General features: G+C 63.8%; 20 protein-coding genes. 10 read left to right on the forward strand and 10 right to left on the reverse strand.

Going from position 1 to position 25504, the window contains the following annotated elements:
• On the forward strand, nucleotides 1–1331 hold a 1331-nt coding region (locus tag SB756_RS21285; protein ID WP_410911779.1), incomplete at its 5' end, for a YifB family Mg chelatase-like AAA ATPase.
• 79 nt (nucleotides 1332–1410) lie between these two features.
• On the opposite strand, the gene SB756_RS21290 is transcribed toward SB756_RS21285, so the two are convergent.
• A complete protein-coding gene (locus tag SB756_RS21290) occupies nucleotides 1411–1779 on the reverse strand; it encodes a response regulator transcription factor (protein WP_341797095.1) in 369 nt (122 codons plus the stop codon).
• Entirely contained in the window at nucleotides 1776–2768 is a 993-nt protein-coding gene (locus SB756_RS21295; protein WP_341797096.1) for a response regulator, read from the reverse strand. The genes SB756_RS21290 and SB756_RS21295 overlap by 4 nt, the downstream gene beginning before the upstream one ends.
• Before the next feature lie 240 nt (nucleotides 2769–3008).
• Between SB756_RS21295 and SB756_RS21300 the strand changes: the two genes are divergently transcribed.
• Nucleotides 3009–8057 (forward strand): AAA family ATPase, encoded by a 5049-nt coding sequence (locus tag SB756_RS21300; RefSeq protein ID WP_410911781.1) that lies wholly within the window; start codon nucleotides 3009–3011, stop codon nucleotides 8055–8057.
• A gap of 123 nt (nucleotides 8058–8180) precedes the next feature.
• On the opposite strand, the gene ycaC (SB756_RS21305) is transcribed toward SB756_RS21300, so the two are convergent.
• Both ycaC (SB756_RS21305) and SB756_RS21310 read right to left on the reverse strand, forming a co-directional pair.
• The gene (ycaC, locus tag SB756_RS21305; RefSeq protein WP_341797098.1) at nucleotides 8181–8807 is read right to left on the reverse strand and encodes an isochorismate family cysteine hydrolase YcaC; all 627 of its coding nucleotides are present in this window, start codon (nucleotides 8805–8807) and stop codon (nucleotides 8181–8183) included.
• A gap of 72 nt (nucleotides 8808–8879) precedes the next feature.
• Nucleotides 8880–9242 (reverse strand): helix-turn-helix domain-containing protein, encoded by a 363-nt coding sequence (locus SB756_RS21310; protein WP_086978482.1) that lies wholly within the window; start codon nucleotides 9240–9242, stop codon nucleotides 8880–8882.
• 137 nt (nucleotides 9243–9379) lie between these two features.
• Between SB756_RS21310 and SB756_RS21315 the strand changes: the two genes are divergently transcribed.
• The 4 genes from SB756_RS21315 to SB756_RS21330 all read left to right on the forward strand — a co-directional run bounded on the left by SB756_RS21315 (nucleotide 9380) and on the right by SB756_RS21330 (nucleotide 14018).
• Nucleotides 9380–10354, forward strand: a complete 975-nt coding sequence (locus SB756_RS21315) for a GlxA family transcriptional regulator (protein WP_341797099.1) — start codon at nucleotides 9380–9382, stop codon at nucleotides 10352–10354.
• A 237-nt stretch (nucleotides 10355–10591) separates the two neighbouring features.
• The gene (locus SB756_RS21320; protein WP_341797100.1) at nucleotides 10592–12379 is read left to right on the forward strand and encodes a monovalent cation:proton antiporter-2 (CPA2) family protein; all 1788 of its coding nucleotides are present in this window, start codon (nucleotides 10592–10594) and stop codon (nucleotides 12377–12379) included.
• A 688-nt stretch (nucleotides 12380–13067) separates the two neighbouring features.
• Nucleotides 13068–13361 carry a hypothetical protein gene (locus tag SB756_RS21325; RefSeq protein WP_341797101.1) on the forward strand — a complete coding sequence of 98 codons (294 nt, stop codon included), beginning with the start codon at nucleotides 13068–13070 and terminating at the stop codon, nucleotides 13359–13361.
• 171 nt (nucleotides 13362–13532) lie between these two features.
• Entirely contained in the window at nucleotides 13533–14018 is a 486-nt protein-coding gene (locus SB756_RS21330) for a PBECR2 nuclease fold domain-containing protein (RefSeq protein WP_410911784.1), read from the forward strand.
• A gap of 290 nt (nucleotides 14019–14308) precedes the next feature.
• Here SB756_RS21330 and ycaC (SB756_RS21335) read toward each other — a convergent pair whose 3' ends face one another.
• On the reverse strand, nucleotides 14309–14938 hold the full coding sequence (ycaC, locus tag SB756_RS21335; RefSeq protein ID WP_284359198.1) for an isochorismate family cysteine hydrolase YcaC: 630 nt from the start codon (nucleotides 14936–14938) through the stop codon (nucleotides 14309–14311).
• Between the two features lie 135 nt (nucleotides 14939–15073).
• Here ycaC (SB756_RS21335) and SB756_RS21340 point away from each other — a divergent pair, with 135 nt between their 5' ends.
• Nucleotides 15074–15985 carry a LysR substrate-binding domain-containing protein gene (locus SB756_RS21340; protein ID WP_019473573.1) on the forward strand — a complete coding sequence of 304 codons (912 nt, stop codon included), beginning with the start codon at nucleotides 15074–15076 and terminating at the stop codon, nucleotides 15983–15985.
• On the opposite strand, the gene SB756_RS21345 is transcribed toward SB756_RS21340, so the two are convergent.
• Nucleotides 15946–17145, reverse strand: a complete 1200-nt coding sequence (locus tag SB756_RS21345; RefSeq protein ID WP_410911786.1) for a YbfB/YjiJ family MFS transporter — start codon at nucleotides 17143–17145, stop codon at nucleotides 15946–15948. The genes SB756_RS21340 and SB756_RS21345 overlap by 40 nt on opposite strands.
• Nucleotides 17146–17274: 129 nt before the next feature.
• On the opposite strand from SB756_RS21345, the gene SB756_RS21350 reads away from it, so the two are divergent.
• The gene (locus tag SB756_RS21350; RefSeq protein ID WP_410911788.1) at nucleotides 17275–18132 is read left to right on the forward strand and encodes a LysR family transcriptional regulator; all 858 of its coding nucleotides are present in this window, start codon (nucleotides 17275–17277) and stop codon (nucleotides 18130–18132) included.
• Nucleotides 18133–18266: 134 nt separating this feature from the next.
• Complete coding sequence (locus SB756_RS21355) at nucleotides 18267–19529, forward strand: OprD family porin (RefSeq protein ID WP_410911790.1); 1263 nt, start codon at nucleotides 18267–18269, stop codon at nucleotides 19527–19529.
• Between the two features lie 147 nt (nucleotides 19530–19676).
• Here SB756_RS21355 and SB756_RS21360 read toward each other — a convergent pair whose 3' ends face one another.
• From SB756_RS21360 to ycaC (SB756_RS21375), 4 genes are all read right to left on the reverse strand, one after another.
• Nucleotides 19677–21518: an amidohydrolase gene (locus SB756_RS21360; RefSeq protein WP_410911924.1), complete on the reverse strand. Its 1842-nt coding sequence runs from the start codon at nucleotides 21516–21518 to the stop codon at nucleotides 19677–19679.
• Nucleotides 21519–21831: 313 nt separating this feature from the next.
• On the reverse strand, nucleotides 21832–22650 hold the full coding sequence (locus SB756_RS21365; protein WP_410911791.1) for an alpha/beta fold hydrolase: 819 nt from the start codon (nucleotides 22648–22650) through the stop codon (nucleotides 21832–21834).
• A 39-nt stretch (nucleotides 22651–22689) separates the two neighbouring features.
• Nucleotides 22690–22998: a hypothetical protein gene (locus SB756_RS21370; protein WP_341797108.1), complete on the reverse strand. Its 309-nt coding sequence runs from the start codon at nucleotides 22996–22998 to the stop codon at nucleotides 22690–22692.
• Nucleotides 22999–23115: 117 nt separating this feature from the next.
• Nucleotides 23116–23745: an isochorismate family cysteine hydrolase YcaC gene (ycaC, locus tag SB756_RS21375; RefSeq protein WP_019472736.1), complete on the reverse strand. Its 630-nt coding sequence runs from the start codon at nucleotides 23743–23745 to the stop codon at nucleotides 23116–23118.
• Nucleotides 23746–24066: 321 nt separating this feature from the next.
• Between ycaC (SB756_RS21375) and SB756_RS21380 the strand changes: the two genes are divergently transcribed.
• Nucleotides 24067–25494, forward strand: coding sequence for a mechanosensitive ion channel domain-containing protein (locus SB756_RS21380; protein WP_410911793.1), 1428 nt, complete (start codon nucleotides 24067–24069; stop codon nucleotides 25492–25494).
• Nucleotides 25495–25504: the final 10 nt, after the last annotated feature.

A 25504-nucleotide genomic window follows, 5' to 3' on the forward strand; every position in this document is an offset into this window, starting at 1 on the left:
AGAGTGAGGTTCTGGAAGGCCCGAAATATAAGGGCTACAGCGAATGTCCATACCATGCACACTCACCGGTGGGCGGGCGCTACGACCTGGCCATTGCCCTGGGCATCCTGGCCGCCGACGGCCAAGTGCCAGCGGCCAGCCTTGCAGAGGTCGAGTGCCTGGGCGAACTGGCGTTGTCGGGCAAATTGCGGGCAGTGCAAGGCGTGCTGCCGGCGGCCTTGGCGGCACGCGAGGCGGGCCGCTCGCTGGTGGTTCCACGGGAGAATGCCGAGGAAGCCAGCCTGGCCGGCGGGCTGGTGGTGTATGCGGTGGGGCACCTGCTGGAGCTGGTCGCCCACCTGAACGGCCAAGTGCCGCTGGCGCCTTACGCGGCCAACGGTTTGGTCCTGCATCCACGTCCCTACCCTGACCTGAGCGAGGTGCAAGGCCAGCTGGCGGCCAAACGCGCATTGATGCTGGCGGCGGCTGGGGCGCACAACCTGCTATTCACCGGGCCACCCGGCACCGGCAAGACCTTGCTCGCCAGCCGCCTGCCAGGGTTGCTGCCACCGTTGGACGAGCACGAGGCGCTTGAGGTGGCGGCCATCCAGTCGGTCAGCGGGCATACACCGCTGAGCAGCTGGCCGCAGCGACCCTTTCGCCACCCCCACCACTCCGCATCCGGCCCGGCACTGGTCGGTGGCAGCAGCCGTCCGCAACCGGGCGAAATCACCCTCGCCCACCATGGCGTGCTGTTTCTCGATGAGCTGCCAGAGTTCGAGCGGCGCGTGCTGGAGGTACTGCGCGAGCCGCTGGAATCGGGCGAGATCGTGATTGCCCGCGCCCGCGACAAGGTGCGCTTTCCGGCACGCTTTCAGCTGGTGGCGGCGATGAACCCATGCCCTTGCGGCTACCTGGGCGACCCTACTGGCCGCTGCCGTTGCAGCACCGAGCAGATCGCGCGTTACCGCAACAAGCTGTCCGGGCCGCTGCTGGACCGCATCGACCTGCACCTGACCGTCGCCCGCGAAAGCACCACGCTCAACAACCAGCCCTGTGGTGAAGCCAGTGCCAACGTGGCAGCCAGGGTGGCACAGGCGCGGGAGGTCCAGCAGCGCCGCCAAGGGTGCGTGAATGCGTTTCTCGACCTCGAAGGGTTGCGCCTCCATTGCGGATTGACGGCGGCGGACCAGGCGTGGCTGGAAGGGGCCTGCGAACGGTTGACCTTGTCGTTGCGGGCAGCGCACCGGTTATTGAAAGTGGCGCGGACACTGGCGGACCTGGAGGGCTGTGAGGCGATCGGCCGGCCACATCTGGCCGAGGCCCTGCAGTACCGGCCGGGAAATAACTAGATTGCCGGGGCCGCTCTGCGGCCCATCCGACCGGTCCGGCGCCCTCGCAAGGCCGCTCGTAAAAGGGACTGGTGGCACATCACTGACTACCCGCCAATGCCTCTTCAACCACCTTCAGCAACGCCTCTTCAGAGAAAGGCTTGCCCAGGCAGGCCAGCGCCCCGAGGCTCATCGCCGAATGCACCGCGCCATCATCCCAATGCGCCGACATGCAGATCACCGGCAAACGCCACTCCCGCCGCGCCAGTTCACGCTGCACGTCCAGCCCACCCATGCCAGGCATCTTCAGGTCGAGCAACACACAACCCGCCTGCCGCGCCAGCTCCGAGCCCAGGAACACAGCGCCCGCAGCAAACGAAAAGGTCTCGAACCCGGCCGAACGCAACAGGTTAGCCAGGCTTTTGCGCACCGAAGCATCGTCGTCGACGATGCACACCCATCTGTTCATGCGCCGCCCAGGCCCTCAGGCCGCGCCCCGATAATGGTGTGCATGGCCACCAGTTCGACCAGCGAGCGGGACTGCATCTTGTTCATGATGTTTTTCTTGTGCACCTTGGTTGTCACTTCACTGGTGCCGATCTGCCTGGCGATCTGCTTGTGCGACAAGCCATCGACCACCAGCGAGAAAACCTCGCGCTCACGCGGGGTCAGGCGCTGGTACTTTTCCTCGACCTGCCGCGCGTGGCGCCATTTACGCCCATCAGCCACGGCCCTGTGCCGCACGGCCTGTAGCAGCGTCAGCAGCTGGTCTTCGTCAAAAGGCTTGGTCAGGAACTCCACAGCACCGGCTCGCATGGCCTGCACCGTCATCGGGATTGTGCCGAAGCCCGTCATGAACACGATTGGCCAGGGCAGTGCCAGCCGGCGCAGTGCATCTTGCACCTCAAGCCCGTTGGTATCGGACAGGTGCATGTCCAACAGGAGGCAGGCATAGGGGGTTTCCAGGCGGGCGTCGAACAGCGCCTCGGCACTGGCAAACAGATGATGCGGGATATCCTGTGAGCGCAGCAGGCGGCCCAGCGCCGTACGCACCGACGGGTCGTCGTCCACAACCAGCACCGGCACATGAGCGCTGTGATCCAACGCCTCAAGGCTGTCGGCCGCAGCACACAGCGGCGACTGGACCTGCGCCTGGCAAGGGACATCGAAGCTGATCTCGGCGGCCAGGCGGTAACCCCGCCGCGGCACAGTCTGGATCAGCCCACGGTCGCCAAAGGCTTTACGCAGCAGAGACACCTGCACCTGCAGGTTGTTGTCCTCGACCACGGTGCCGGCCCACACCTGGCTGAACAGCTCGTCCTTGCCGACCACCCGGCCCTTGGCCTTGATCAGCGTGGCCAGCACCTCGAATGCGCGCCCGCCCAACACGATCGGCTTACCGTCGAGAAACGCTTCGCGCCGCTCCAGCGACACCTGGGCATTGCCTATTCGGATCATGGCTTCCTCGCACGGGCACGGGCGTTTGCGCCGCCCCGGGCAGCCTAGGCCGACGCACACATTGAGACAATTATCCCGAGGGATAGGTTGGCCCAAGCACTATACAAGTGCCGGTCGGCCCTCAGGGTACGATAACGGACAATAGCGTGCCCGTTCCTGCCAAGCGGGCTGCAACCCTCATCCGTACTGGGCTCGCTGCGTATACTCGCGCGTCAGGATGTCGCTGCCAGGGGGTTCCAGATGCTCGATGAACGCCTCGCTCACAGGCCCATCGATTTTGACCAGTCGATTGACGAGGGCTGGCTGAACCGGTGCGCTGTCACACCGCTGGGCCAGGAGGGCGAGCTCAGCTACTTCCGGCTGAGCGACGCCGTCACCGGCCAGTCGTGGATCGCTGCGCGCGCTCCGCTCGACGCACCCGCAGCCTGCCAGCGCCTGGAGCGTGACTACCAACTACAGCTGGACCCTCAGTGGGCGGTAATCCCCTCGGCGTTCGTGCGCTCGGCCGAGGGCCCGCTGCTGGTGTACCCGGCCGGCCACTCCATTGCCGACCTGCTGAGCGAAGGCCCGGCGGCCCTGGAGCCGTTTCTCGACATCGCGGTGAACGCCGCAAGGTCCCTGGCCCGGGCCCACGAACGCAATGTGCTGCATGGCGCATTGCAACCCGAACATGTGTGCCTGCAAGGCCCTCAGCGGGTGCGCCTGGGCTGCTTTCGCGCAGGCCCGGCGCAACTGATCGGCGAACAGGGCACCCCGCTCGGCAACTGGTCCTACCTGGCGCCGGAGCAGGTTTGCCCCCATGGCAGCAGCAGCGACCGGCGTAGCGACATCTATGCCCTGGGCGCTATCCTTTACCAGCTGTTGCTGGGCGAACTGCCGCTGGCGGGGCGCGACACCCAACACTGGCGCCAACTGCATGCAGGCGTGCAGCCAAGGGCAGCCTGCGAAGTGGACAGCAACGTGCCGCAGCCTCTGAGCCGGATCCTGGCCAAGGCCCTGGCCAAAGAACCGGACGCGCGATACCAGAGCGCTCGCGCCTTGGCAGTAGACCTTGCCTACTGCCAGCGGCAATGGGCCAGCAGCAAGACCATGGCAGCGTTCACCCCAGGCTGCGCCGACCCGGTCGCGCCCAACCGCACACGCCTGTATGGCCGCAGTGCGGAACAACAAGCCATTGCCCTGATGCTCAAGGGCCTGCGCCGCCACAGCACGCCACAAGCGCTGTTCGTCAACGGTGCCGCCGGCATGGGCAAGTCGAGCCTGGTCGAGGCCGCGCTGAAGAGCAACGCCCACGGCTACTGGGCCATCGGCAAGTGCAATAGCCTGGCCCAGGCCGTGCCCTATGCGCCTTGGGTGGAGATCCTCGGCGCGCTGACCAACCAGCTGCTGGCGAAGAACAGCCAGGACCTCGACACCCTGCGCGGCGAGATCTTGCGCCGCATCAAAGGCCACGGTCGGCTGCTGGGCAAGCTGGCGCCAGACCTGCAATTGATACTCGGCCCACTGCCCGCGCTGCCAGCAAAACCCACGCGCCTCGCGCTGCAGAAGGAATTACAGGCGATCGTAGAGTTCCTGCAGGTGTTCAGCCGCCCTGGTCAGCCACTGGTGCTGTTTCTCGATGACATGCAGTGGGCCGACGACGCCACGCAGCAGCTGCTGGCACAGCTGCTGGCACAGGCGCCCGCTAACCTGTTGCTGATCTTTGCCCGGCGCACTGACGCACAAGCTAGCAGTGCACAACCCGCCATGCCCGCAGGCGTGCGCAGCACCACCCTCAACCTGCGCCCGCTGGCCGTTGGCGCGGTGGCCGAGCTGATCGGCGAACGCTACCACGTCGCCCCCGACCAGACCTTGCAACTGGCCGAACTGGTGCACGACAAGACCGCCGGCAACCCGTTTTTCATCAACCAGATCCTCAGGGCGATGGTCGAGGACCAGTTGTTCACCTTCGATACCCAGGCCATGCGCTGGTCGTGGTGCCTGCAGGCCGTGGCCCGGCACCGCTATTCCGACAATGTCGCCGACCTGATGGTCCACCGCCTGGTGCGCCTGCCCGCGCCCCAGCGCGACGTACTGCGCATCGTCAGCGCAGCAGGCAACCGATGCGATGAACGCTTGCTCCGCCGGGTCCTTGCACAAGCGCCGGGCGAACCGTTGCAGGCCTTGATTGGCGCAGGCTTCCTGCTGCCGAGCCAGAACGGCCTGGGCTTTGCCCACGACCGGGTGATGGAAGCGGCTTATCAGCTCACGCCCGTGCGCGAGCGCGAATCGCTGCATGCATGCATTGCCCAGGCCATGCTGCAAACCTGGCCAGAGCACTTGCACGAGGTGCTTTTCGAGGCTGCCCACCAGCTGCAACGCGCCAGCCCACGCGGGTTTTCAGCGGATGACTGCGAAGTGTTCCTGCAGCTTTTACGTGAAGCGGCATTGCGCGCGCGCGACAGCGGCGCCTTTGCACAGGCTGCGGGTTACCTGCACACGGCCGAGCAGCTGCTGCACCACGGCAGCACCCTGGAAAGCCGCGCCACGCACGGCTTTGCCATCGCCTGCATGGCGGCGGAGTGCGACATGCAACTGTCGCGCATGGCTGCGGCCGAGGCCCAGCTCAGCGAGTGCCGACAGCGCGCACGTTCGGCGCTGGATCGGGCCCGGCTGTGCCAGTTGCAGGCCCGCCTGTTCACCTTGCAGAGCGACTATCAGGCAGCCATCGACAGCGCCTTATCAGGCCTGGAACTGCTGGGTATCCGCCTGGCACGCGGCGTCGACCGGCAACTGGTAGAAACCAGCCATGCCCGTGTGCTGGCCATGATCGAACAAAAGGGCCGCCACTGCCTGGAGTCGCTGCCGCGTGCCGACTCGGAGCAAGTGGCGGTGGCGATCGGCCTGCTGGCCACGCTGTCGTCATCGTTCTTTGTCCAGGACGACCTCGGCTTCCTGCACCTGGCCAAGCTCATGGAGTTGTCGCTGCTGCATGGCGTTGCCCCAGGCAGCACTTACGGCCTGGCCTGGTTCGGGGTGATGATCGCCGAGCGTTTCGGTGCCTACCACGACGGCCATGCCTATTGCCTGGCCGCGCTGAAGCTGATCGAGCGGCACGGCTTCGAGGGCGATCTGACCAGCGCGTTGCTGGCCCTGGACCAGGTCAGCGCCTGGACTTCGCCGATGGAGTTCGCCCGCCGCACCGCACTGGAAGCGGTCGACTCGGCACGCCTGAGCGGCGACCTGGCGATGGGCTGCTATGCCCGCAACCATCTGGTCTCCGACTCGCTGTTCATGGGCCGCTATCTGCCGGACGTCGCTGAGGAAGTGAAACAGGGCCTGGCCACCGTTCGCCGTTGCGGCTACAGCGATATAGAACAGATCCTGCAGGCCCAGCAAGCGTTCGTCGCCAACCTGAGCGGCGCAGCCTGCGTGGCCTCGACCACGCCGGTCAACTCAGCGACCACGCTGTTTTTCCGGCACCTGTTCACAGGCATGTCGGCCTTCTACCTGGGCAACATCCCACACGCCATGCGCCACCTGGCCAAGGCCGGTGACAATGCCTGGGCGGCGCCTGCGCATATCAACCTCGCCGACTACCACCTGTTCCACGGCCTGGCCCTGGGCAGCCCGGAGGCCCCCGCCAGCCTGGCCGACAAGCTGAGCGAGCTGCGAGGCTTGCGTGAGCGTTTCAGTCGCTGGGCCGGCTTCAACCCGGCGACCTTCCGCAACAAGCTGCTGCTGATCGAAGGCGTCATCGCCAAGCTTGAAGGTGACGGCCTGGCCGCCATCCGTTGCTTCGACCAGGCGCAGATCGCCGCCACCGCAGCGGGCTTCATCCACGAGCAGGCCCTGGCCCATGAACAGCTGGCCGAGGTGTGCATCCCCAGCGGTTTGATTTCCGGCGCCAACCTGCACCTGCGCATCGCCCGCGACTGCTTCCATATCTGGGGTGCGACGGGCAAGGTCCATCAGCTGGAGGCCTTGCACCCGTTTCTGCGCACCCAGCCCATCCAGGAGACCTACCGCGCCACCCACCAGGCCAAGCTCGACCTGGAAGCCGGTATCGAAGCCGCGCGCGCGTTGTCCGAGGAAGTGCTGCTCGAAGGCCTGATCGAGACCCTGATGGGCCACCTGACCCAGCATTCCGGTGCCGACCACGGCGCGCTGTTGATCGTCAGCGGCGCCGAATTCCAGATGGCCGCCCTCGCCTATATCGACGATGCCGGCCTGCACGTCAGCATGGACAACTGCCAGAAGTTCATGACCCAGGCACCGCTGTCGATCATCAACACCACCATGCGCACGCGCAAGCCGCTGGTCCTCAATGATGCCCAGAGCGATTGCCCCGAGGCTTTCCGCCAGGAGCTGCAGGCGCGCAACGCACGTTCGGTATTGTGCCTGCCGCTGGTGATCCAGGGCGTGCTGATCGGCTTGGTGTACCTGGAGAACCGCATGGTACCCAACTTGTTCGGCAGCCAGCGCCTGGCCATGCTGGAAATCCTCGCCTCGCAGGCAGCGGTCTCGCTGCAGACCGCCAAGTTCTATACGCGCCTGGCCGAAGACAACCAGAGCCGAGCGCAGATGGAAGCCGAACTGCGCCGCTCACGGGCGGAACTGGCGCGCAGTGCGCACCTGCAGGCGATGAACGAGCTGTCGGCGTCCATCGCCCACGAGATCAGCCAGCCGCTGCTGGGCATCACCTCCAACGCCGCCGCCAGCCTGCGCTGGCTCAAGCGCGCCAAGCCCGACCTGGAAGAGGCAATCGCCGGCCTGGAAGACATCCGCAACGACAGCGAACGTGCCGCCAACATCGTGCGTGCATTGCGCTCGCTGGCCAAGCAGTCGCCGATGCAACTCCAGGCGGTGAAGCTGGACGAGCTGATCCGCGAGGTGGTGCGCTTGACTTCGGCCGATGCCGCCAAGGCCACGGTTGACGTGCAGACATGCCTGCACGCGGGGGTGACCGTGACGGCCGACCCGGTGCAGTTGCAGCAGTTGGTGTTCAACCTGATCACCAATGGCCTGGAAGCGCTGGCGGGGTATCGCAGCGATGGCGTGCTGCGGATTGCGTCGACGGTGGCCGGGGATGAGGTGGAGCTCTGTGTGGACGACAACGGGCCAGGGATTGCACCCGAGGAACGGGAGCAGGTATTCGGGGCGTTCTACACCACCAAGAGTGGTGGCATGGGGATGGGGCTGGCGATCTGCAGTTCGGTGGTGCAGGCCCATGGCGGGCAGTTGCAGGCGCTGTTGTCTGAGTTGGGTGGATGTCGGATTCGCTTCACTCTGCCTGTGAATCCTGCTTAGCCTGTACCGGCCAATCGCCGGCAAGCCAGCTCCCACAGGGGACTCCACAGTATTCAACCCTGGCGCTGTACCTGAGGGAGCTGGCTTGCCGGCGATTGGGCCGCACAGCGGCCCCGCTCTAAATCAGCGCGAGGTCAATGCCGAATAGCTGTTCATCAGGTTGCGGTAGTTAGGAATGCGCTGCGACAGCAGGTTACCCAACCCTTCGATGTCATTACGCCAGTCGCGGTGCAGCTCACAGGCCACCGAGAACCAGTTCATCATCTGCGCGCCCGCCTGGGTCATGCGCGCCCATGCCGCCTGTTGCACGGTTTCGTTGAAGGTACCCGAGGCATCGGTCACCACAAACACTTCAAAGCCTTCAGCCAGTGCCGACAAGGTCGGGAAAGCCACGCACACATCGGTCACCACGCCGGCGATGATCAGCTGCTTGCGGCCGGTGGCCTTGATCGCCTTGACGAAGTCTTCGTTGTCCCAAGCGTTGATCTGGCCTGGGCGGGCAATGTACGGCGCGTCCGGGAACATCTCTTTCAGCTCGGGTACCAGCGGGCCGTTCGGGCCTTGCTCGAAGCTGGTGGTGAGAATGGTCGGCAGGCCGAAGAACTTGGCCAGGTCCCCCAAGGCCAGCACGTTGTTCTTGAACTCGTTGGGCGAGAAGTCCTGCACCAGAGAGATCAGGCCGGTCTGGTGATCCACTAGCAGGACCACGGCGTCGTCTTTGTTCAAGCGCTTGTAATCGGGTTGGCTCATGGGGTGACTCCTTGGGTTGGGAATACGGGCCGGCACTGTCCGCAAGGGCTTATACCGGTGGATAGCTTCGGCTTAAGGAATGGCCTGCGCCTGGCGCCAGGCCTTGGGCGGCTGGCCAACCAGGCGGCTGAACGCGCGGGTGAAATGGGCCTGGTCGCAAAAGCCGCACTCCAGGCTCACATGGGTGATCGGGACCTCTGTGGCAAGCAGGCGCTTGGCCTTTTCCATGCGCGCCAACAGGCGCCAGGCCTGGGGCGAGAGGCCAGTGTTGACCTTGAAGGCACGGGAGAAATGGCTGCGGGTGAGGTTGCACACGCCAGCGATCTCGATGATCGACAGCGAGCTGCGCAGCATCAGTTCCTTGGCCTGGCGCAAGCGTGCGGGCGTCAGTGCGCCGGTGGTTTGCAGCGGCTCTTGGGGCGTGCCGTGGTGCATGGCGACTCTCCTCTTGAATGCAGAAAGTCTCGCCCCCGGCACATGACAAAGTCCTGAGCCAAAGCTGAATTGTTCTTAATTGTGCGCAGCGGTATACCGTAAGATGCAGGCTGTACTCAGCTACCGAACGAAGAAGCATGCAGGTAAACGCTCACCGCACCGTGGCCATGGTGCTGTTCAACGACGTCCTGTTGCTGGACGTCATCGGCCCGATGGATGCATTCGCCATCGCCAACCGGTTTTTGCCGGCAGAGCGGCAATACCGGCTGCTCACCCTGGCCGAAGGGCAGGCAGCGGTGCGCGGCTCATGCGGGCTGAAAGTGGTGGCAGACCTGCGCCTGGAAGACCTGCCAGAAGCCGTCGACCTGTTGCTGGTACCCGGCGGCCCGGGGGCGTATGACACCGCCGTACCAGCGCTGGAGCGCTGGTTGCCACAGGCGGTGCGCAGTGCCAGGCGCTTTGGTGCCATTTGCACTGGGGTATTCCTGCTGGGCCGGGCCGGGCTGCTGGACGGCTACCGCTGCACCACCCACTGGAACTACGTGGAGCGCCTGGCACGGGCGTTCCCCGAGGCCAAGGTCGAGACCGAGCAGATCTACGTGATCGACCGCTGCTTGATCACCTCGGGCGGAATCACCGCAGGGATCGACCTGGCGCTGGCGGTGGTGGCCGAGGACCACGGTAAGGCATTGGCCCTGGAAGTGGCCAAGGTGCTGTTGGTCGCCCGCCATCGCCAGGGCGGGCAAACGCCATACGGGCCGTTGCTGGCAGCGGTACCGCGTGATGATTCGCCCATTGCCCGGGTACAGGCGCACATCGTCGACCATATCGAGCAGGCGCTCACCGTGCAGAACATGGCCGAACTGGTGGCCATGAGCAGCCGAAATTTCGCCCGCACGTTCCAGCGCGAGGTGGGAATAACGCCGCTTCAGTACCTGCAGAATGCCCGGATCGACCGGGCGCGCAAGCTGTTGGAAGGTAGTGACCTGCCGTTGAAGGTGGTGGCGGCGCAGTGTGGGTTTGGCAGCGACCGGCATTTGCGCAAGGTGTTCTGTGAGCGTATTGGCATGACGCCGGCGCAGTATCGGGCGCAGTTTGGTGGCGATGAATAGTTAGATCTGCACCGCCTTCTTCGCGGGCATGCCCGCTCCCACAGAGATAACACAGGCCTTAGGGGCTTAGCTGAGCCTGTGGGAGCGGGCGTGCCCGCAAAGAGGCCGCCACAGACTGTCACCTGTAATGGGACAATCTTTCTCCCATAAAGCAGATTGTCTACCACGCCCACATTCCCCAGAATCGTCGGCCAAACTGTTCAAACGCTGCCCCGGCAGCTCATGGAGTAAGCGCCAATGCCACACGAAGGCAGCCTTCTGCAAACCGCGGTGATCTTTCTGCTCGCCGCGGTCGTCGCCGTCCCCTTGGCCAAGCGCCTGCAACTGGGGGCTGTGCTCGGCTATCTGCTGGCCGGTGTGGCCATCGGCCCGCAGGCGCTTGGCCTGATCCGCGACACCGAAAGCGTGGCGCACATTTCCGAGCTGGGCGTGGTCCTGCTGCTGTTCATCATTGGCCTGGAACTGTCGCCCAAGCGCCTGTGGCTGATGCGCAAGTCGGTGTTCGGTGTCGGTACCGCCCAGGTGCTACTGACCGGCGCGCTGATCGGTGCCATCGCCCTGTTCGGCTTCAGCCAGACACTGCCGGCAGCCATCGTGCTCGGCTTGGGCCTGGCGCTGTCGTCCACCGCCCTTGGCCTGCAAAGCCTGGCCGAGAGCAAGCAGCTCAACGCCCCGCACGGCCGCCTGGCGTTCGCCATCCTGCTGTTCCAGGACATCGCTGCGATCCCGCTGATTGCCTTGGTACCGCTACTGGCCGCCAGTGGCCCGGACACCAGCCACGGCGACAGCCTGCAACACGGCCTGAAGGTATTCGGCAGCATCGCCGTGGTGATCATCGGCGGCCGCTACCTGTTGCGCCCGGTGTTCCGCACCGTGGCTCGCACCGGCCTGCCGGAGGTGTCTACTGCCACCGCACTGCTGGTGGTAATCGGCACGGCCTGGCTGATGGAAGAGGCCGGCATTTCCATGGCCTTGGGCGCCTTCCTCGCCGGCCTGCTGCTGGCCGACTCGGAATACCGCCACGAGCTGGAATCACAGATCGAGCCGTTCAAGGGCCTGTTGCTGGGGCTGTTCTTCATCAGCGTGGGCATGGGCGCCAACCTGCGCCTGCTGCTGGAAATGCCGCTGGTGGTGCTGGGCCTGACCCTGCTGCTGGTCGCGGTAAAGCTGGTGCTGCTGATAGGCGTCGGGCGCGTGGTCGGTGGCCTGAACAGCGCCAGCGCCCTGCGCCTGGGCATGGTGCTGGCGGCCGGTGGCGAGTTCGCCTTCGTGGTGTTCAAGCTGGGCAAGGACCAAGGCCTGTTCGACACTCAGACCTACGACCTGCTGCTGATGACCATTACCCTGTCGATGGCCATCACCCCGCTGCTGATGCTGGGTTGCGCCCGCGCCCTCAAACGCCCGCAACCGGCGCGTGAAGTGCCCGAGCAGTACAAGCAGATCCAGACGGATACACCGCGGGTGGTGATCGTCGGCATGGGCCGCATGGGCCAGATCGTCGCGCGTATCCTGCGGGCGCAGAAGATCCCGTTCATAGCGCTGGAAACCTCGGTGGATGCCATCGAGATGACCCGTATGTTCGAACAGGTGCCGGTGTTCTACGGCGACCCGTTGCGCCCGGAGGTGCTGCATGCCGCCAAGGTGGGTGAAGCGGAGTATTTCATCATCACCATTGATGACCCTGAAGCCGCTATTCATACCGCCGAACGAGTAAAACGCCTGTACCCACACCTGAAGGTGCTGGCCCGGGCACGTAACCGCCAGCATGTGCACAAGTTGGTGGATGCAGGCGCCGAGCCGATTCGCGAGACGTTCTACTCCAGCCTGGAGATGACCCGCCGGGCGCTGGTGGGGTTGGGCTTGAGCGATGAACAGGCGGCGGACCGGATTACCCGGTTTACCCAGCATGACGAAGAAGTGCTGGTGGCCCAGGGGCAGGTACGCGATGACCGGGCCAAGGTGATGCAGACGGCCAAGGAGGCGCGGGTGGAGCTGGAAAGGTTGTTTGATTCGGATGCGGATTGAGGGTTTTTGTCGTACGCCTTGAGGGTTGTGGTGCCTGTGAGATCGAGCGCCGCCCGCGCGGCGCTTCGCAGCACAAGGCTGCTCCTACATCTATTTCGGGCCAATTATTCCTGAGCCCTAGGCGCGCGGCCCTCTTGGTGCTCACCTCAATAACGTGTCGAACAAACAAGGCGTTCGCGCGCGCTGGTGCAGGCGTCACTGGCCCGAAACAGATGTAGGAGCAGCCTTGTGCTGCGAAGCGCCGCGCGGGCGGCGCTCGATCTCACAGGCGCCAAAAACCTATCGCCTGGCACCTGGAGGCCATCCTGCAACCTCCTGACGATCACTCGCCGCCATTACGCGCACCCAAAAAAACCATCACAGAATCGTCCGATTCTCAGCAAGGTCCTACTTTCCAGCCAACCATTTCCTACGTTAACGCCGCCCCCGAGGATTTATCCTACACATCGTGTCGACGCCCGTCTGATTGTCCGGGGAAGGCCTGCTCTCTAGGCTGACCGGGTCGCTGTCGGTTCAGCGATCGGGTGTGGAAACCCGTCTGATCTGAGGTGCTGTCTTCAATGGCAGCTGTGCGCGGGAGGCCGTATGGCCTACCGGGTTGCCTCCGACCGGTTTTCCACCCCGCGTACAGCTGCCACCCTTCGTGTGGAAACGGATGGTTGCAGGTCAACCCTGTGAGGTCACTCCAATGAAAAGAATCGTCCCCGATCCCCCCCTTCCCGAAACCACACAACGCCCTTTCAGCCGCTGCGATGCCGGCCATCCCCCATTGTTCACAGTAAACCCGGGCGTCTCCGCCCACGATGCCCTGGTGCATGTCGCCCAGTACCTGCGCGGCGCCTACGACTGCGGCTACAAAGCCTTGGAGCATCTGGATGACACCGGCAAAAGCCTATTCTGGAGCAACCTGAATGCAATCGAAATGGCAGAAGGATTGGTTGAGGCACTGCTGGATGGGATTGAGTCACAGCCAATAAGTTGAAGCGCATTGGATAAGCTTTGAGCAGGCTGCAATGATCAGCCTGCTCTACCGACATTCAGGAAACGACCTACAAAACGCGTCACCCTCCGTCTGATTGTTCGGGGGAACACTTCGCCATAGGCTCACCTGGCCCGCCGCCGCATCAGCGACTGTTCCCCGTCAGGTATCTCATTGAGCCCCAAAAACCCAGCCGCAACAATTGCCGAGAACAAAGGCCAGATGTCCTGGCTGGACGAACAACTACCCGACCTCAGAACACTTGCGCGCGATCTACGCACCCAGGCTATCGAAGAACTAGCGCCTGCTGATTCGCATGACGCTGCAATCGAGGTTGCTGCGCAGCAGCTGGGCTTCGACAGCGAAAAAACTGAGGAAGTAAGCATCAGCAGCCCAATGGGCGACATCCGGATTCTGCGCAGCTGTATCCACCACATCGTCGAGAAGAGACAGGACGCCCAGGAACGCTATGTAAAAGTAGCGCTGGACACGTTAATCGGACCATTTGAGATATGGCAGGTCGCTTACACCAATGATACCTGCAGACTGGCGTTCATTGGCGCCTACGAAACCAGGCGGCAGATGCTGGTAATCGTGACACTCGACAACGGCAAAATGCTGTGGAATTACATGCAGTGCGATGCAAAAAGCACTGAATAAACATCGCCACGGAAAGCTGCTCTACAAGCGGTACACTTTTTTGCCGACGAAAAAAAAGGGCCACTGTCACCAGTGGCCCTGTATTTGCGCTTGATATTCATATACACACCCTCAAGCGGGGGTGTGGAGGTCTCACCCGACGCTGATGATTCAGCCATCGACGGGGTTCCTACGCCAGCTAGTGCCGCTGAATGGCAGCTGGTTTCGCGCTCAAGTCAAACGCTAACAACACTCTACGATCAAGTCAACGATAGCGCCCCAGGGGAGGCCAATCATCAGGTTACTTAGTGTTACTTACCCGCAGTCACCGCGTTATAGCTGGTCATCAGGTTGCGATAATCCGGAATGTGGTTGGAGCACAGCGCAGCCAGCCCTTCGACATCGTTGCGCCAGTCGCGGTGCAGCTCGCAGGCCACGCCGAACCAGGTCATAAGCTGCGCACCCGCCTGGCTCATGCGGTCATGGGCGGCATCGCGGGTCATTTCGTTGAAAGTGCCGGAGGCATCGGTCACGACGAACACATCGAATTCTTCTTCCAGCGCCGACAGCGCCGGGAAGGCTACGCAAACCTCAGTCACCACACCGGCAATGATCAGCTGCTTCTTGCCAGTGGCCTTCACCGCCTTGACGAAGTCTTCGTTGTCCCAGGCGTTAATCTGGCCTGGGCGGGCGATATACGGCGCATCCGGGAACAGCGCTTTCAGCTCTGGCACCAGCGGGCCGTTAGGGCCTTGCTCGAAGCTGGTGGTGAGGATGGTTGGCAGGTTGAAGAACTTGGCCAGGTCAGCCAGGGCCAGTACGTTGTTCTTGAACTTGTCCGGCTCGATGTCACGCACCAGGGACAACAGGCCAGCCTGGTGGTCGACCAGCAGTACGGCAGCATCGTCTTTGTTCAGGCGGTTGTAGGTGAATTTGCTCATGGTCTGTGCTCCTAAGGGTTATGAATTTTTCAGCAATCCGGGGTGTTTCGCGTTGATGGGCACAGATTAAAATCATCACCTTTGCTGCACCAGACTGCGAAAACCGTCCTTAGCGTTCCGTTTGGAGAACGATCATTGGAAGACCTCAACTCCCTCTACTACTTCACCCAAGTCGTGGAGCACGGCGGCTTCGCCCCGGCCGGGCGGGCGCTGGACATGCCCAAGTCGAAACTCAGCCGGCGCATCGCCGACCTTGAAGACCGCCTGGGCGTGCGCCTGCTGCACCGCACCAGCCGCCACTGCTCGCTGACCGAAATCGGCCAGGCCTACTACAACCGTTGCCTGGCCATGCGCGTGGAGGCCGAGGGCGCGGCGGAAATCATCGAGCGCAACCGCAGCGAGCCACGCGGGCTGGTGCGCATCAGTTGCCCCACCACCCTGCTCAACTCCTGGGTCGGGCCGATGCTGACCCGCTACATGCTCAAGTACCCCCAGGTGGAACTGTTCATCGAGAGCACCAACCGCCGTGTCGACCTGCTGCATGAGGGCTTCGACATCGCCCTGCGCGTGCGCTTTCCGCCGCTGGAGAACACCGACATGGTGATGAAGGTGCTGAGCAACAGCACCCAGTGCCTGGTCGGCCAGCCGCACTACCTGGCGCAACTGCCCAAAGGGTTTGACCCACAGCTGCTGGGCACGCTACCCAGCGTGCATTGGGGCAGTGCCCAGCGCGAGTACCAGTGGGAACTGTTCCAGGGTGAGGACAACAGCCGCAGCATCGTCATCCCGCATACACCGCGCATGGTGACTGACGACTTGTTTGCCCTGCGCCACTTCGTAGTGGCCGGGGTGGGGATTGCGCACTTGCCGCGGGTGGCGGTGCGCGAGGACCTGGCGGCAGGGCGGCTGGTTGAGCTGATTCCGGACTGGCACCCGCGGTGTGGCATCGTGCATGCGATCTTCCCGTCGCGCCGCGGGCTGCTGCCCTCGGTGCGGGCGTTGATCGATCACTTGGCAGAAGAGTTCGCAATCAGCGACATGGCCTGATGCTCTTTGGGCAGCAGATCAATCAGCAGCGCCAGCAGCACCGCGCCAGCGGCTACGGCGAACAGCACGGTGTAATGGCCGCCATTGGCAGCAAACAGTGCTGAATAAGCGTAACCTGCAATGGCCTGAAAACTGGCGAACGATACCGTCGCCCTGCTCCACGTCGCATTCTGCCGGGCATGGCCATCGACCAGTTGGTGCACCCTGGCCAGCGCCAGCGGCACGATGCCCGGCGGGAACGAACCAATCAACAGTGCGGCGGCGCCGAGCAAGCGCAGGTCATGGCTAACCAGCAGCACCGCCAAGGCTGCCAGTTGCGCCAGCAACACCAGGCGAATGCCGGCACGTGCCCCCAGGTGGTCGGCCATTAGCCCGTAAGCCACCGGCCCGGCAATTGCCCCCAGGCCATACAGCCCCCAGATCACGGCCCCGGCATGTGTACCAGCGCCAAGACCCCGGCTGATGTAGTCCACCAGGAACATCATCGGTGCCACCAGTGCTGTTGCCATCAGCGCGTACTGACTGAAGAGAACAAGGATGGCGGGCGAGGCAACCCCTTGCTGCTTCGTCTGCGTAACCTGCGCATACTCGTGCTCGGCCGGCCAACCAGCCCAGCTGGTGAGGGTCAGCAGCAGCGACAGCAGGGCCAGCCCAAGCCAGGTCTGCTGCAAGCCTTTGCCCAGCAGCCAAGGCACCAGGCTCGCGGCACCGGCGATACCCAGGCCGATGCCGAGAAAGATCGCACCACTGGCCAGCCCACGCCGCGAGGCCGCGACATGGGGCAGGATTGCGCTGGCCGCCAGTACCATGATCACCCCGCCAGCCACCCCGGACAGTAACCGCCAGCCGAAGTACCAGCTCACCGACAGCGGCCAGGCACACGCCAGGAACGCCAGGCTGACACAGAGCATCATGCAGCGCAGCACTGATGCACTCGACCAGCGTGCAGCCAATGGCCTGCCGACGAGGGCGCCGATCAGATACCCGGCGAGGTTGGCAGCACCGAGGTAGACCACCGCCGAACTGTCGAACCAATGCGCGTCGATCAGCGCCGGAACCAGCGGTGTATAGGCAAAACGCGCCAGGCCGATACCTACCAGGCTCGCACACAGCCCGGCCCAGATCGGCAGCCAGGGGGAACGTGATGTTGATTCGCTCATGATATTCCCTTGCGCCAGCGTCGGCGCTTGTCGATAACGATGGGAACAGCATAAAGTGGCCGATCGCAGAAAAAATGCAGCGATTTTTCACTACTGCACTGCATCATTGCATCATCGAGGATCACGTTGATGAACTGGGACGATACCCGCGTCTTTCTCGCGCTGTGCCGCGAGCAGACCTTGCGAGGCGCAGCCCGTCGCCTGGGTGTGGACCAGGCAACCGTCGGCCGCCGGCTGTCGTCGTTGGAAAGTGCGCTGGACGCGACCCTATTCCTGCGCACCTCCAGCGGCTATTCGTTGACCAGCGCCGGCGAAGTGGCGATGCGTGCGGCACTCGAGATGGAGACGGCCGCCGCCGGCCTGCAGCGGCAGATCCTCGGCATGGATGAGCGCCTGAGCGGCGCAGTGCGGGTCACCACCACCGATTCCTTCGCCCTCGACTTCATCATCCCGGCGATTGCCCGCCTGCGCCTCGACCACCCGGGTATCGAAGTGCAACTGCACGCTTCGACGCAGATGCTCAACCTCAGCCAGCGCGAGGCCGATATCGCTGTGCGTACACATAAGCCGGATAACCCCGAGCTGGTTGTGCGCCGGCTGGCGCGCTGGCACAGCGGGCTTTTCGCTTCTCGCGAATACCTGCAGCGACGCGGTGAACCCCCGCCGGGCAGCGCATTTGCCGGGCACGAACTGGTGATCTACCAACCGTACCTGGACAGCGGCAAGGAGGTGACCCTGGCGGGCGAGTCGATAGCTCAAGGGCGGATTGCAATAACCTGCACCTCGGGTCTTATGGTGCGGCGGGCTCTGGCAAGTGGTATCGGCCTGGGTGAGCTGCCGGTGCCACTGGGGGAGCGCGATGGCCTTCAGCAGGTATGGCCGCCGGGCAAGCCTTACGACATCTGGCTGGTGACCCATCAGGATGTGCGGCACACCGCGCGGGTGCGGGTGGTGATAGAGGCTATTGTCGAGGCGTTCAGCGTCTAGGCAGCCTGTGCCGGCCTCTTCGCGGTGATAGCCGCTCCTGCAATGATGGTGCGGGCACCTCCCCCAGCACACCCTTACAAGACCGCTGGCCTACACTTGCTCCACAGTCCCGGATCATCCCACCCGGAGCCCTCATGATCCGCGCCACTCACGGACCGGGCCGCGCCCTGCTCGCCACGCTCGCCTTGTGCCCCACATTCAGCCAAGCCGACGAACCCGGCTGGTCGCTGCTCAGCCGCAACTACTTGCTGCACAGCGACTTCCGCTCACCTTCCGCCAGCGGCCAGAACTACCGCCAGGAATGGGCCCAGGGTTTCATCGGCGAGGTACGCTCCGGGTTCACCCAGGGCGCTGTCGGGGTGGGCCTCGATGCCCACGGTTTTATCGGCCTCAAGCTCGACGGCGGCCGCGGCCATGCCGGCACTGGCCTGCTGCCACGCGACAGCGATGGCCGCGCCGAGTCCGACTATTCCAGCGCTGGTGCCGCACTCAAATTTCGCCTGGGCAATACCCGGCTGCGCTATGGCGAGATGATGGTGGAAACACCGGTATTCGATACCGGCGACAAACGCCTGCACCCGGAATACGCCACCGGCTGGTTCGTGGAAAACGCCGACCTGCCCGACTGGCGCCTGCAGGCCGGGCGTTTCACCGCCTTCAGCAACCAGGACAACAGCTCTACCCATGACGACTTCAGCGGCTACGGCGCCAGTACTCACAACCGCGCAATCAGCCTGGCCGGCGCCACCTTCGCGCCCGCAGGCCCGTTCGGCGGCGCGCTGTATGCCGGGCAGTTGCAGGACACCTGGCGCCAGGCCTACCTGAACCTGAACATGGCTGAGCGCAACTGGCGCCTGGACGGGAACCTGTACAAAACCCGCGATACCGGCAACGCCAGCGCGGGCGCAATCGACACCCTCGCCTACAGCCTTCTGGCCAAATACAGTTTCGGCGCCCAGGCGCTGAGCCTGGCCTACCAGAAGGTCGAGGGCGACACCCCGTTCGACTTCGTCGGTGGCGATTCCATCTACTTGGCCAACTCGATCAAGTACGCCGACTTCAACGGCCCCGGCGAGCGCTCGTGGCAACTGCGCTACGACCTCAACTTTGCCACCCTCGGCGTGCCCGGCCTGAGCCTGATGGGCCGCTACGTCAGCGGCCGTGGTATCGATGGCAGCCATGCACCAGCGGGTGGCGCCTACACCGGCCAGTACGGACCGGGCGGCAAGCACTGGGAACGCGACATCGACCTGAAATACGTGGTGCAGTCAGGTGCGGCCAAAGACCTGAGCCTGTCGTTCTCCCACGTGAGCCACCGCGCCAACCAGGCCCAGGCCGGCGATGACATCGACCGCATCTACCTGATCATCGAATACCCACTCAAAGGCAGCTTCTGACATGAACACTGCCTCTTCGAACAGGTGCTGTACAGCACTCGGCACCCGCGCGATCCCTGTGGGAGCGGGTTTACCCGCGAAGAGGCCGGCACTGAAAACACAAGAAAGGGGCCAGACACTGGTCCCCTTCCTTCATGTCAGCTCAGCTTAGAAAGCAAAGCAAGAACAACCCAGCGCCCCCCAGAAGCCTTGGAAGTCATTCACCGGCACACTCGATTTGCGCGCTTTGTCATGACTGTGCGCATGTACCCCGCACGGCCCCGAGCACTGATGCACGGCTGCCGCCAACGATGGCGTACCCACGCGCCAGTGCCCTGGCACCTTGGCTACTGGCGACCACTCTGGCAGCACTGGCACCTGCGGTGGGCCAAGGCGATCGAATTCTCCCGCCGCGTACACCACCTTGCCATCGACGATGGTCAGCACCGACTCGATGCCCTTGATCGCCTCTTCATCGACACTGAAGAAGTCCAGCGACAGCGCCGCCAGGTCGGCCAGCTGGCCCACCTTGATCTGGCCTTTCTTGCCCTGCTCGCTGGAGAACCAGGCACTGCCCTGGGTGAACAGTTGCAGTGCGGTGTCGCGATCCAGGCCTTCCGGGTACAGCTCCATGCCGCCGACGGTCTTGCCGCTGACCAGCCAGTACAGCGAGGTCCACGGGTTGTAGCTGGACACACGGGTAGCGTCGGTACCGGCACCCACTGGCACGCCCATGTCCAGCATGCGCTTGATGGGCGGGGTCTGCTCGGCAGCCTTGGCGCCGTAGCGGTCGACAAAGTACTCACCCTGGAAGGCCATGCGGTCCTGGACGGCGATGCCACCGCCCAAGGCGCGCACGCGCTCGATGTTCTGGGGGGTGATGGTTTCGGCGTGGTCGAAGAACCACGGCAGGCCGTTGAACGGGATGTCGCGGTTGACCTTCTCGAACACGTCGAGCATGCGCGTGATCGATTCGTTGTAGGTGGCGTGCAGGCGGAACGGCCAGCGTTGCTCGACCAGGTGGCGCACCACCGGTTCCAGCTCTTCTTCCATGGTCTGTGGCAGGTCCGGGCGCGGCTCGAGGAAGTCCTCGAAGTCGGCGGCGGAGAACACCAGCATTTCGCCGGCGCCGTTGTGGCGCAGGAAGTCGGTGCCGCTGTGCAGCTTGACGCTGGAGGTCCACTTCTTGAAGTCGTCCAGCTCTTCCTTGGGCTTCTGGGTGAACAGGTTGTAGGCGATGCGCACGGTCAGCTGGTTGTTGTCGGCCAGCTCCTGGATCACCGAATAGTCGTCGGGGAAGTTCTGGTAGCCGCCGCCGGCGTCGATGGCACTGGTGAGGCCCAGGCGGTTGAGTTCGCGCATGAACTGGCGGGTGGAGTTGACCTGGTACTCCAGCGGCAGCTTCGGCCCTTTGGCCAGGGTGGCGTAGAGGATCATCGCGTTCGGGCGGGCGATCAGCATGCCGGTCGGGTTGCCAAACTTGTCGCGCTGGATCTCGCCTCCCGGCGGGTTCGGGGTGCTCTTGTCGTAGCCGACGGCCTTGAGCGCAGCGCGGTTGAGTAGCGCGCGGTCGTATAGGTGCAGCAGGAATACCGGGGTGTCGGGCGCAGCCTGGTTGATTTCTTCCAGGGTGGGCATGCGTTTCTCGGCGAACTGGAATTCGTTCCAGCCACCGACTACCCGCACCCACTGCGGGGTTGGCGTGCGCGCGGCCTGGTCCTTGAGCATGCGCAGGGCATCAGCCACCGACGGCACGCCTTCCCAGCGCAGTTCGAGGTTGTAGTTCAGGCCACCGCGGATCAGGTGCAGGTGCGAGTCATTCAGGCCCGGTATCACCGTGCGCTGCTTGAGGTCGATGATTTGCGTCGCGGCGCCCTTGTGGGCCATGGCCTCGGCGTCGTTGCCCACGGCGACGAAGCGGCCGTCCTTGATGGCGACGGCGGTCGCGGTGGGCTTTTCGCGGTCAACGGTGTGCAGCTTGCCGTTGAACAGAATCAGGTCGGCGGTCATGGAACCTCCTTGGGTGGATGCGTGAGCGGAACCGGCTTGGCCGGTGAAGGGCAATGCGGACCAGAGCGCGCCCGCGGCACCGAGCACGGTGCTGGTGGCGAGGAACTGGCGACGGGTCTTGTCGTTGCGGTCTTGGGCCATGGTGTTCTCCGTCTGGGTGCGGCGGCGGCAGGCGCAACTGCGGAGCATGCCGGTTAATGCTGGGTCAGGGCTTGGATGGATGTGCGGTAGGCTGTAGAAGGTTAGCCCTGATCAACATTAGTGCTGCCAGGGCCGGCCTATTCGCGGGCGAGCCCGCGAATGCCTCCCACAATTACCGCTGGAGAAACGCCAGCAAGTCCTCGTTCAACTGCTGCGCATGGGTCACCGCAAACCCGTGCGGCGCCCCGGCATACACTTTCAGCTCAGCCCCACGAATCAGCTCCGCCGCCTGCTTGCCGGTGGCCTCGAACGGCACGATCTGGTCGGCGTCACCATGGATCACCAACGTCGGTACATCGACCTTGCCCATGTCCGGCCGGAAATCGGTCTCGGAGAACGCCGTCACGCACTCCAGCGTGCCTTTGATCGATGCCATCAGCGCGATGTTCAGGGTCTGCGTCTGAACGCCCTGGGACACCTGCTGCCCATGGTTCAGGCCATAGAACGGCGTCGCAAAATCGGCAATGAACTGCGCACGGTCGGCCCGCAGGCCGGCACGAATACCCTCGAAAACCGACAGGTCGACCCCTTCAGGGTTGTCTTCACGCTTGCCGAACACCGGCGTCACCGCACCCAGCAGCACCAACCCGGCCACCCGCTCGCTGCCGTGGCGGGCGATGTAGCGGCTGACATCCCCGCCACCCATCGAGAAGCCCACCAGGGTCACGTCGCGCAGGTCGAGGTGTTCGATAAGCTGGGCGATGTCATCGGCGAAGGTGTCGTAGTCGTAACCGCTCCACGGCTGGCTCGAACGGCCGAACCCACGGCGGTCGAAGGCGATGGCGCGGTAGCCGCGGCTGGCCAGGAACTCCATCTGCGAATCCCACATGTCGGCATCCAGTGGCCAGCCGTGGCTGAACAGCACGGGCTTGCCGCTGCCCCAGTCCTTGAAATAGATCGAAGTGCCATCGCGGGTAACGAACGTGCTCATGTCGGTATCTCCTTGAAAGTATCGAAGTAAGGGCGCGACTCAACCGCGCAGCCAGTTGGCACAGCGGCGGGTTACCCAAGGCATGATGTAGAACACCACCGGCAGGATGACGAACAGGTTGACGATCAGGTTGCCGGTAATCGGGCCGCCCAGCTGCGGGAAGCGTGCAAACAACGGCGCCAGCAGTTGCGGAATGACCATGGTCATCGGGCAGATCACCAGGTAGGTCAGCAGCGCCTGTTTCCAGCGCGGTGGCTGGGCCGGCGTCGCGCCCGTCGGGCTAGCGAGAACGTGGTGTTGCAGGCATACGGTCACCACTTCACGGTTGTCTTGGAGTGCGGTGTTCATCGGCGTTCCTTGGGATGAGCTTGCCCGCATCCACTGTGCAACGGTGAACGGGCGGAGGATTGGATGGGTGTGCTGCCCTTTGGCGGGCACCGACTGGCGGTGCCCGGGGCGGTCGGCTTACTTGCCGGCGTTGAAGGCGTTGTAGCTGGTCATCAGGTTGCGGTAGTCCGGGATGTGGTTGGAGCACAGCGCGGCCAGGCCTTCAACGTCGTTGCGCCAGTCGCGGTGCAGCTCGCACGCCACGCCGAACCAGGTCATCAGTTGCGCACCGGCCTGGCTCATGCGGTCATGGGCGGCGTCGCGGGTCATGGCGTTGAAGGTGCCGGAGGCATCAGTCACCACGAACACATCAAACTCTTCTTCCAGAGCCGCCAGGGCCGGGAACGCAACACACACCTCAGTCACGACGCCGGCGATGATCAGCTGCTTCTTGCCGGTGGCCTTTACTGCCTTGACGAAGTCTTCGTTGTCCCAGGCGTTGATCTGGCCGGGGCGAGCGATGTACGGGGCATCCGGGAACAGGGCTTTCAGCTCGGGGACCAGCGGGCCGTTGGGGCCTTGCTCGAAACTGGTGGTGAGGATGGTCGGCAGGTTGAAGAACTTGGCCAGGTCAGCCAGGGCCAGCACGTTGTTCTTGAAAGCGTCTGGTTCGATGTCGCGGACCAGGGACAGCAGGCCAGCCTGGTGGTCGACCAGCAGTACGGCGGCGTCGTCTTTGTTCAGGCGGTTGTATTTGAAGTTGGTCATGGTCGTTGCTCCTAAGGGTTTCTGTCTTCAGTAAGTTGGGTGTTTCGCGCTGATGGGAGAAGATTAAAACCATCACCTTTGCAGCGGTAGATAGCGTTTTTTGGCTTTAACGTTCTGTTTTAGGAACGATAGATTGGCGTTGGTTTTGCTGGTCTCTTCGCGGGCTCGCCCGCTCCCACAGGGATCGCACAAGATTCAAAAGCAGCGCTTTACCTGTGCGAGCGGGCAAGCCCGCGAAGGAGCCAGCACAGGCTTGCATTGCCTGCCCGGCAAACCTGCTCTATTACTACCCACAGCCCTCCCCTCACCCCCGAGACCACCATGCTGGCGTTCATCCAGTCGTCCCCGTTGTTGCTCGGCACTACCCTCATCCTGCTCGACCTCGTGCTCTGGCAAGTCATCCCCACGCAGCGCCGTGCCTGGCGCATCGGCACGCGGCTGGTGATATTCCTGCTGTTCAGCTCGGTGCTGGTGGCCGCCGGCATGAGCCCGCTGCAACCGCCACCCTGGCCCGACGATGTCTCGCGCAACCTCATAGCCACGGTACTGGCCATCGGCTGGTGGCTGTTTGGCGCGCGCACGGTCACGGTGGTGTTCGGCCTGCTGCTGGTGGCCCGGGGCAGCCATGGCGGGCGGCTGCTGCAGGATGTGCTGGGGGCGTTGATCTTTTTGGTCGCTGTAGTGGCTGCCGCGGGCTATGTGATGCAACTGCCGGTGAAGGGCTTGCTGGCTACGTCCGGGGTGATGGCCATCGTCATCGGCTTGGCGTTGCAGAGCACCTTGGCGGACGTGTTCAGCGGCATCGTGCTGAACACCACGCGGCCCTATCAGATTGGCGATTCAATCTCCATCGACGGCACCGAAGGCAAGGTGCTGGACATCGACTGGCGCGCCACGCGGCTGCTGACCGGCACCGGCAGCCTGGCGGTGATCCCCAACTCGGTCGCGGCCAAGGCGCGGCTGCTCAACCACAGCCGCCCGGCCGATGTGCATGGGGTGTCGATCAGCGTGGTGGTGCCGGCCAAAGTGCGGCCCAAGCGGGTGTTCGATGCGCTGGAAAAGGCCTTGCAGGGCGTCAGTGCCATTCTTGCGACCCCAAAGCCGAAGGTGACGGTGAAGGCCTCGACGCTGGAGTCCGTGGAGTACGAGGCCAGCGGCTTCGTGGCCGACGCGGGCACCAAGGGCGACGCACGCAATCAGCTGTTCGACCTTGCCCACCGGCACCTGGAGGCCAGCGGGGTGATGTGGAACGTGGACCTGGCCATGCCGCCGCGCAGCCGACAGCGCGAGGTGCTGGACGAAGTGCGGGTGTTCCGCTCGCTAAGCGATGAGGAGCGTGACGCGCTGAGCCAGCGCATGACGGCGGTGGAGTACCTGGCGGACCAGGTGATCCTGGGCGTGGGTGAGCATTCCGAGCACCTGCTGGTGATTGGCAGCGGGGTGGTGTCTGCGTCGGTGCGTGATGGCGACAAGCGGATCGAGGCTGGGCGCATGGGGCCGGGTGAGGTGCTGGGGATCGAGGGGATCATCGATGAGGACGACTCGTTTGCCGAGTTTCGCACACTGACCGGTTGCGTGCTGTACCGCATCGAAAAGGAACAGGTGAAGAGCTGTTTGCAGCAGCGTGGCGAAGTGCAGACGGCGTTGAGCAAATTGCAGCGGTTCCGCAGGCAAAGCCGGGAGTCGTTGTTGCTGCAAAAGCCGGCCCTGATCAAGAAAGGCGGCTTCCTCAGCTGGTTGCACAAGTAAACCTGGCCGG

The organism is Pseudomonas sp. SIMBA_068 (assembly GCF_046534705.1).
GTDB lineage: Bacteria > Pseudomonadota > Gammaproteobacteria > Pseudomonadales > Pseudomonadaceae > Aquipseudomonas > Aquipseudomonas putida.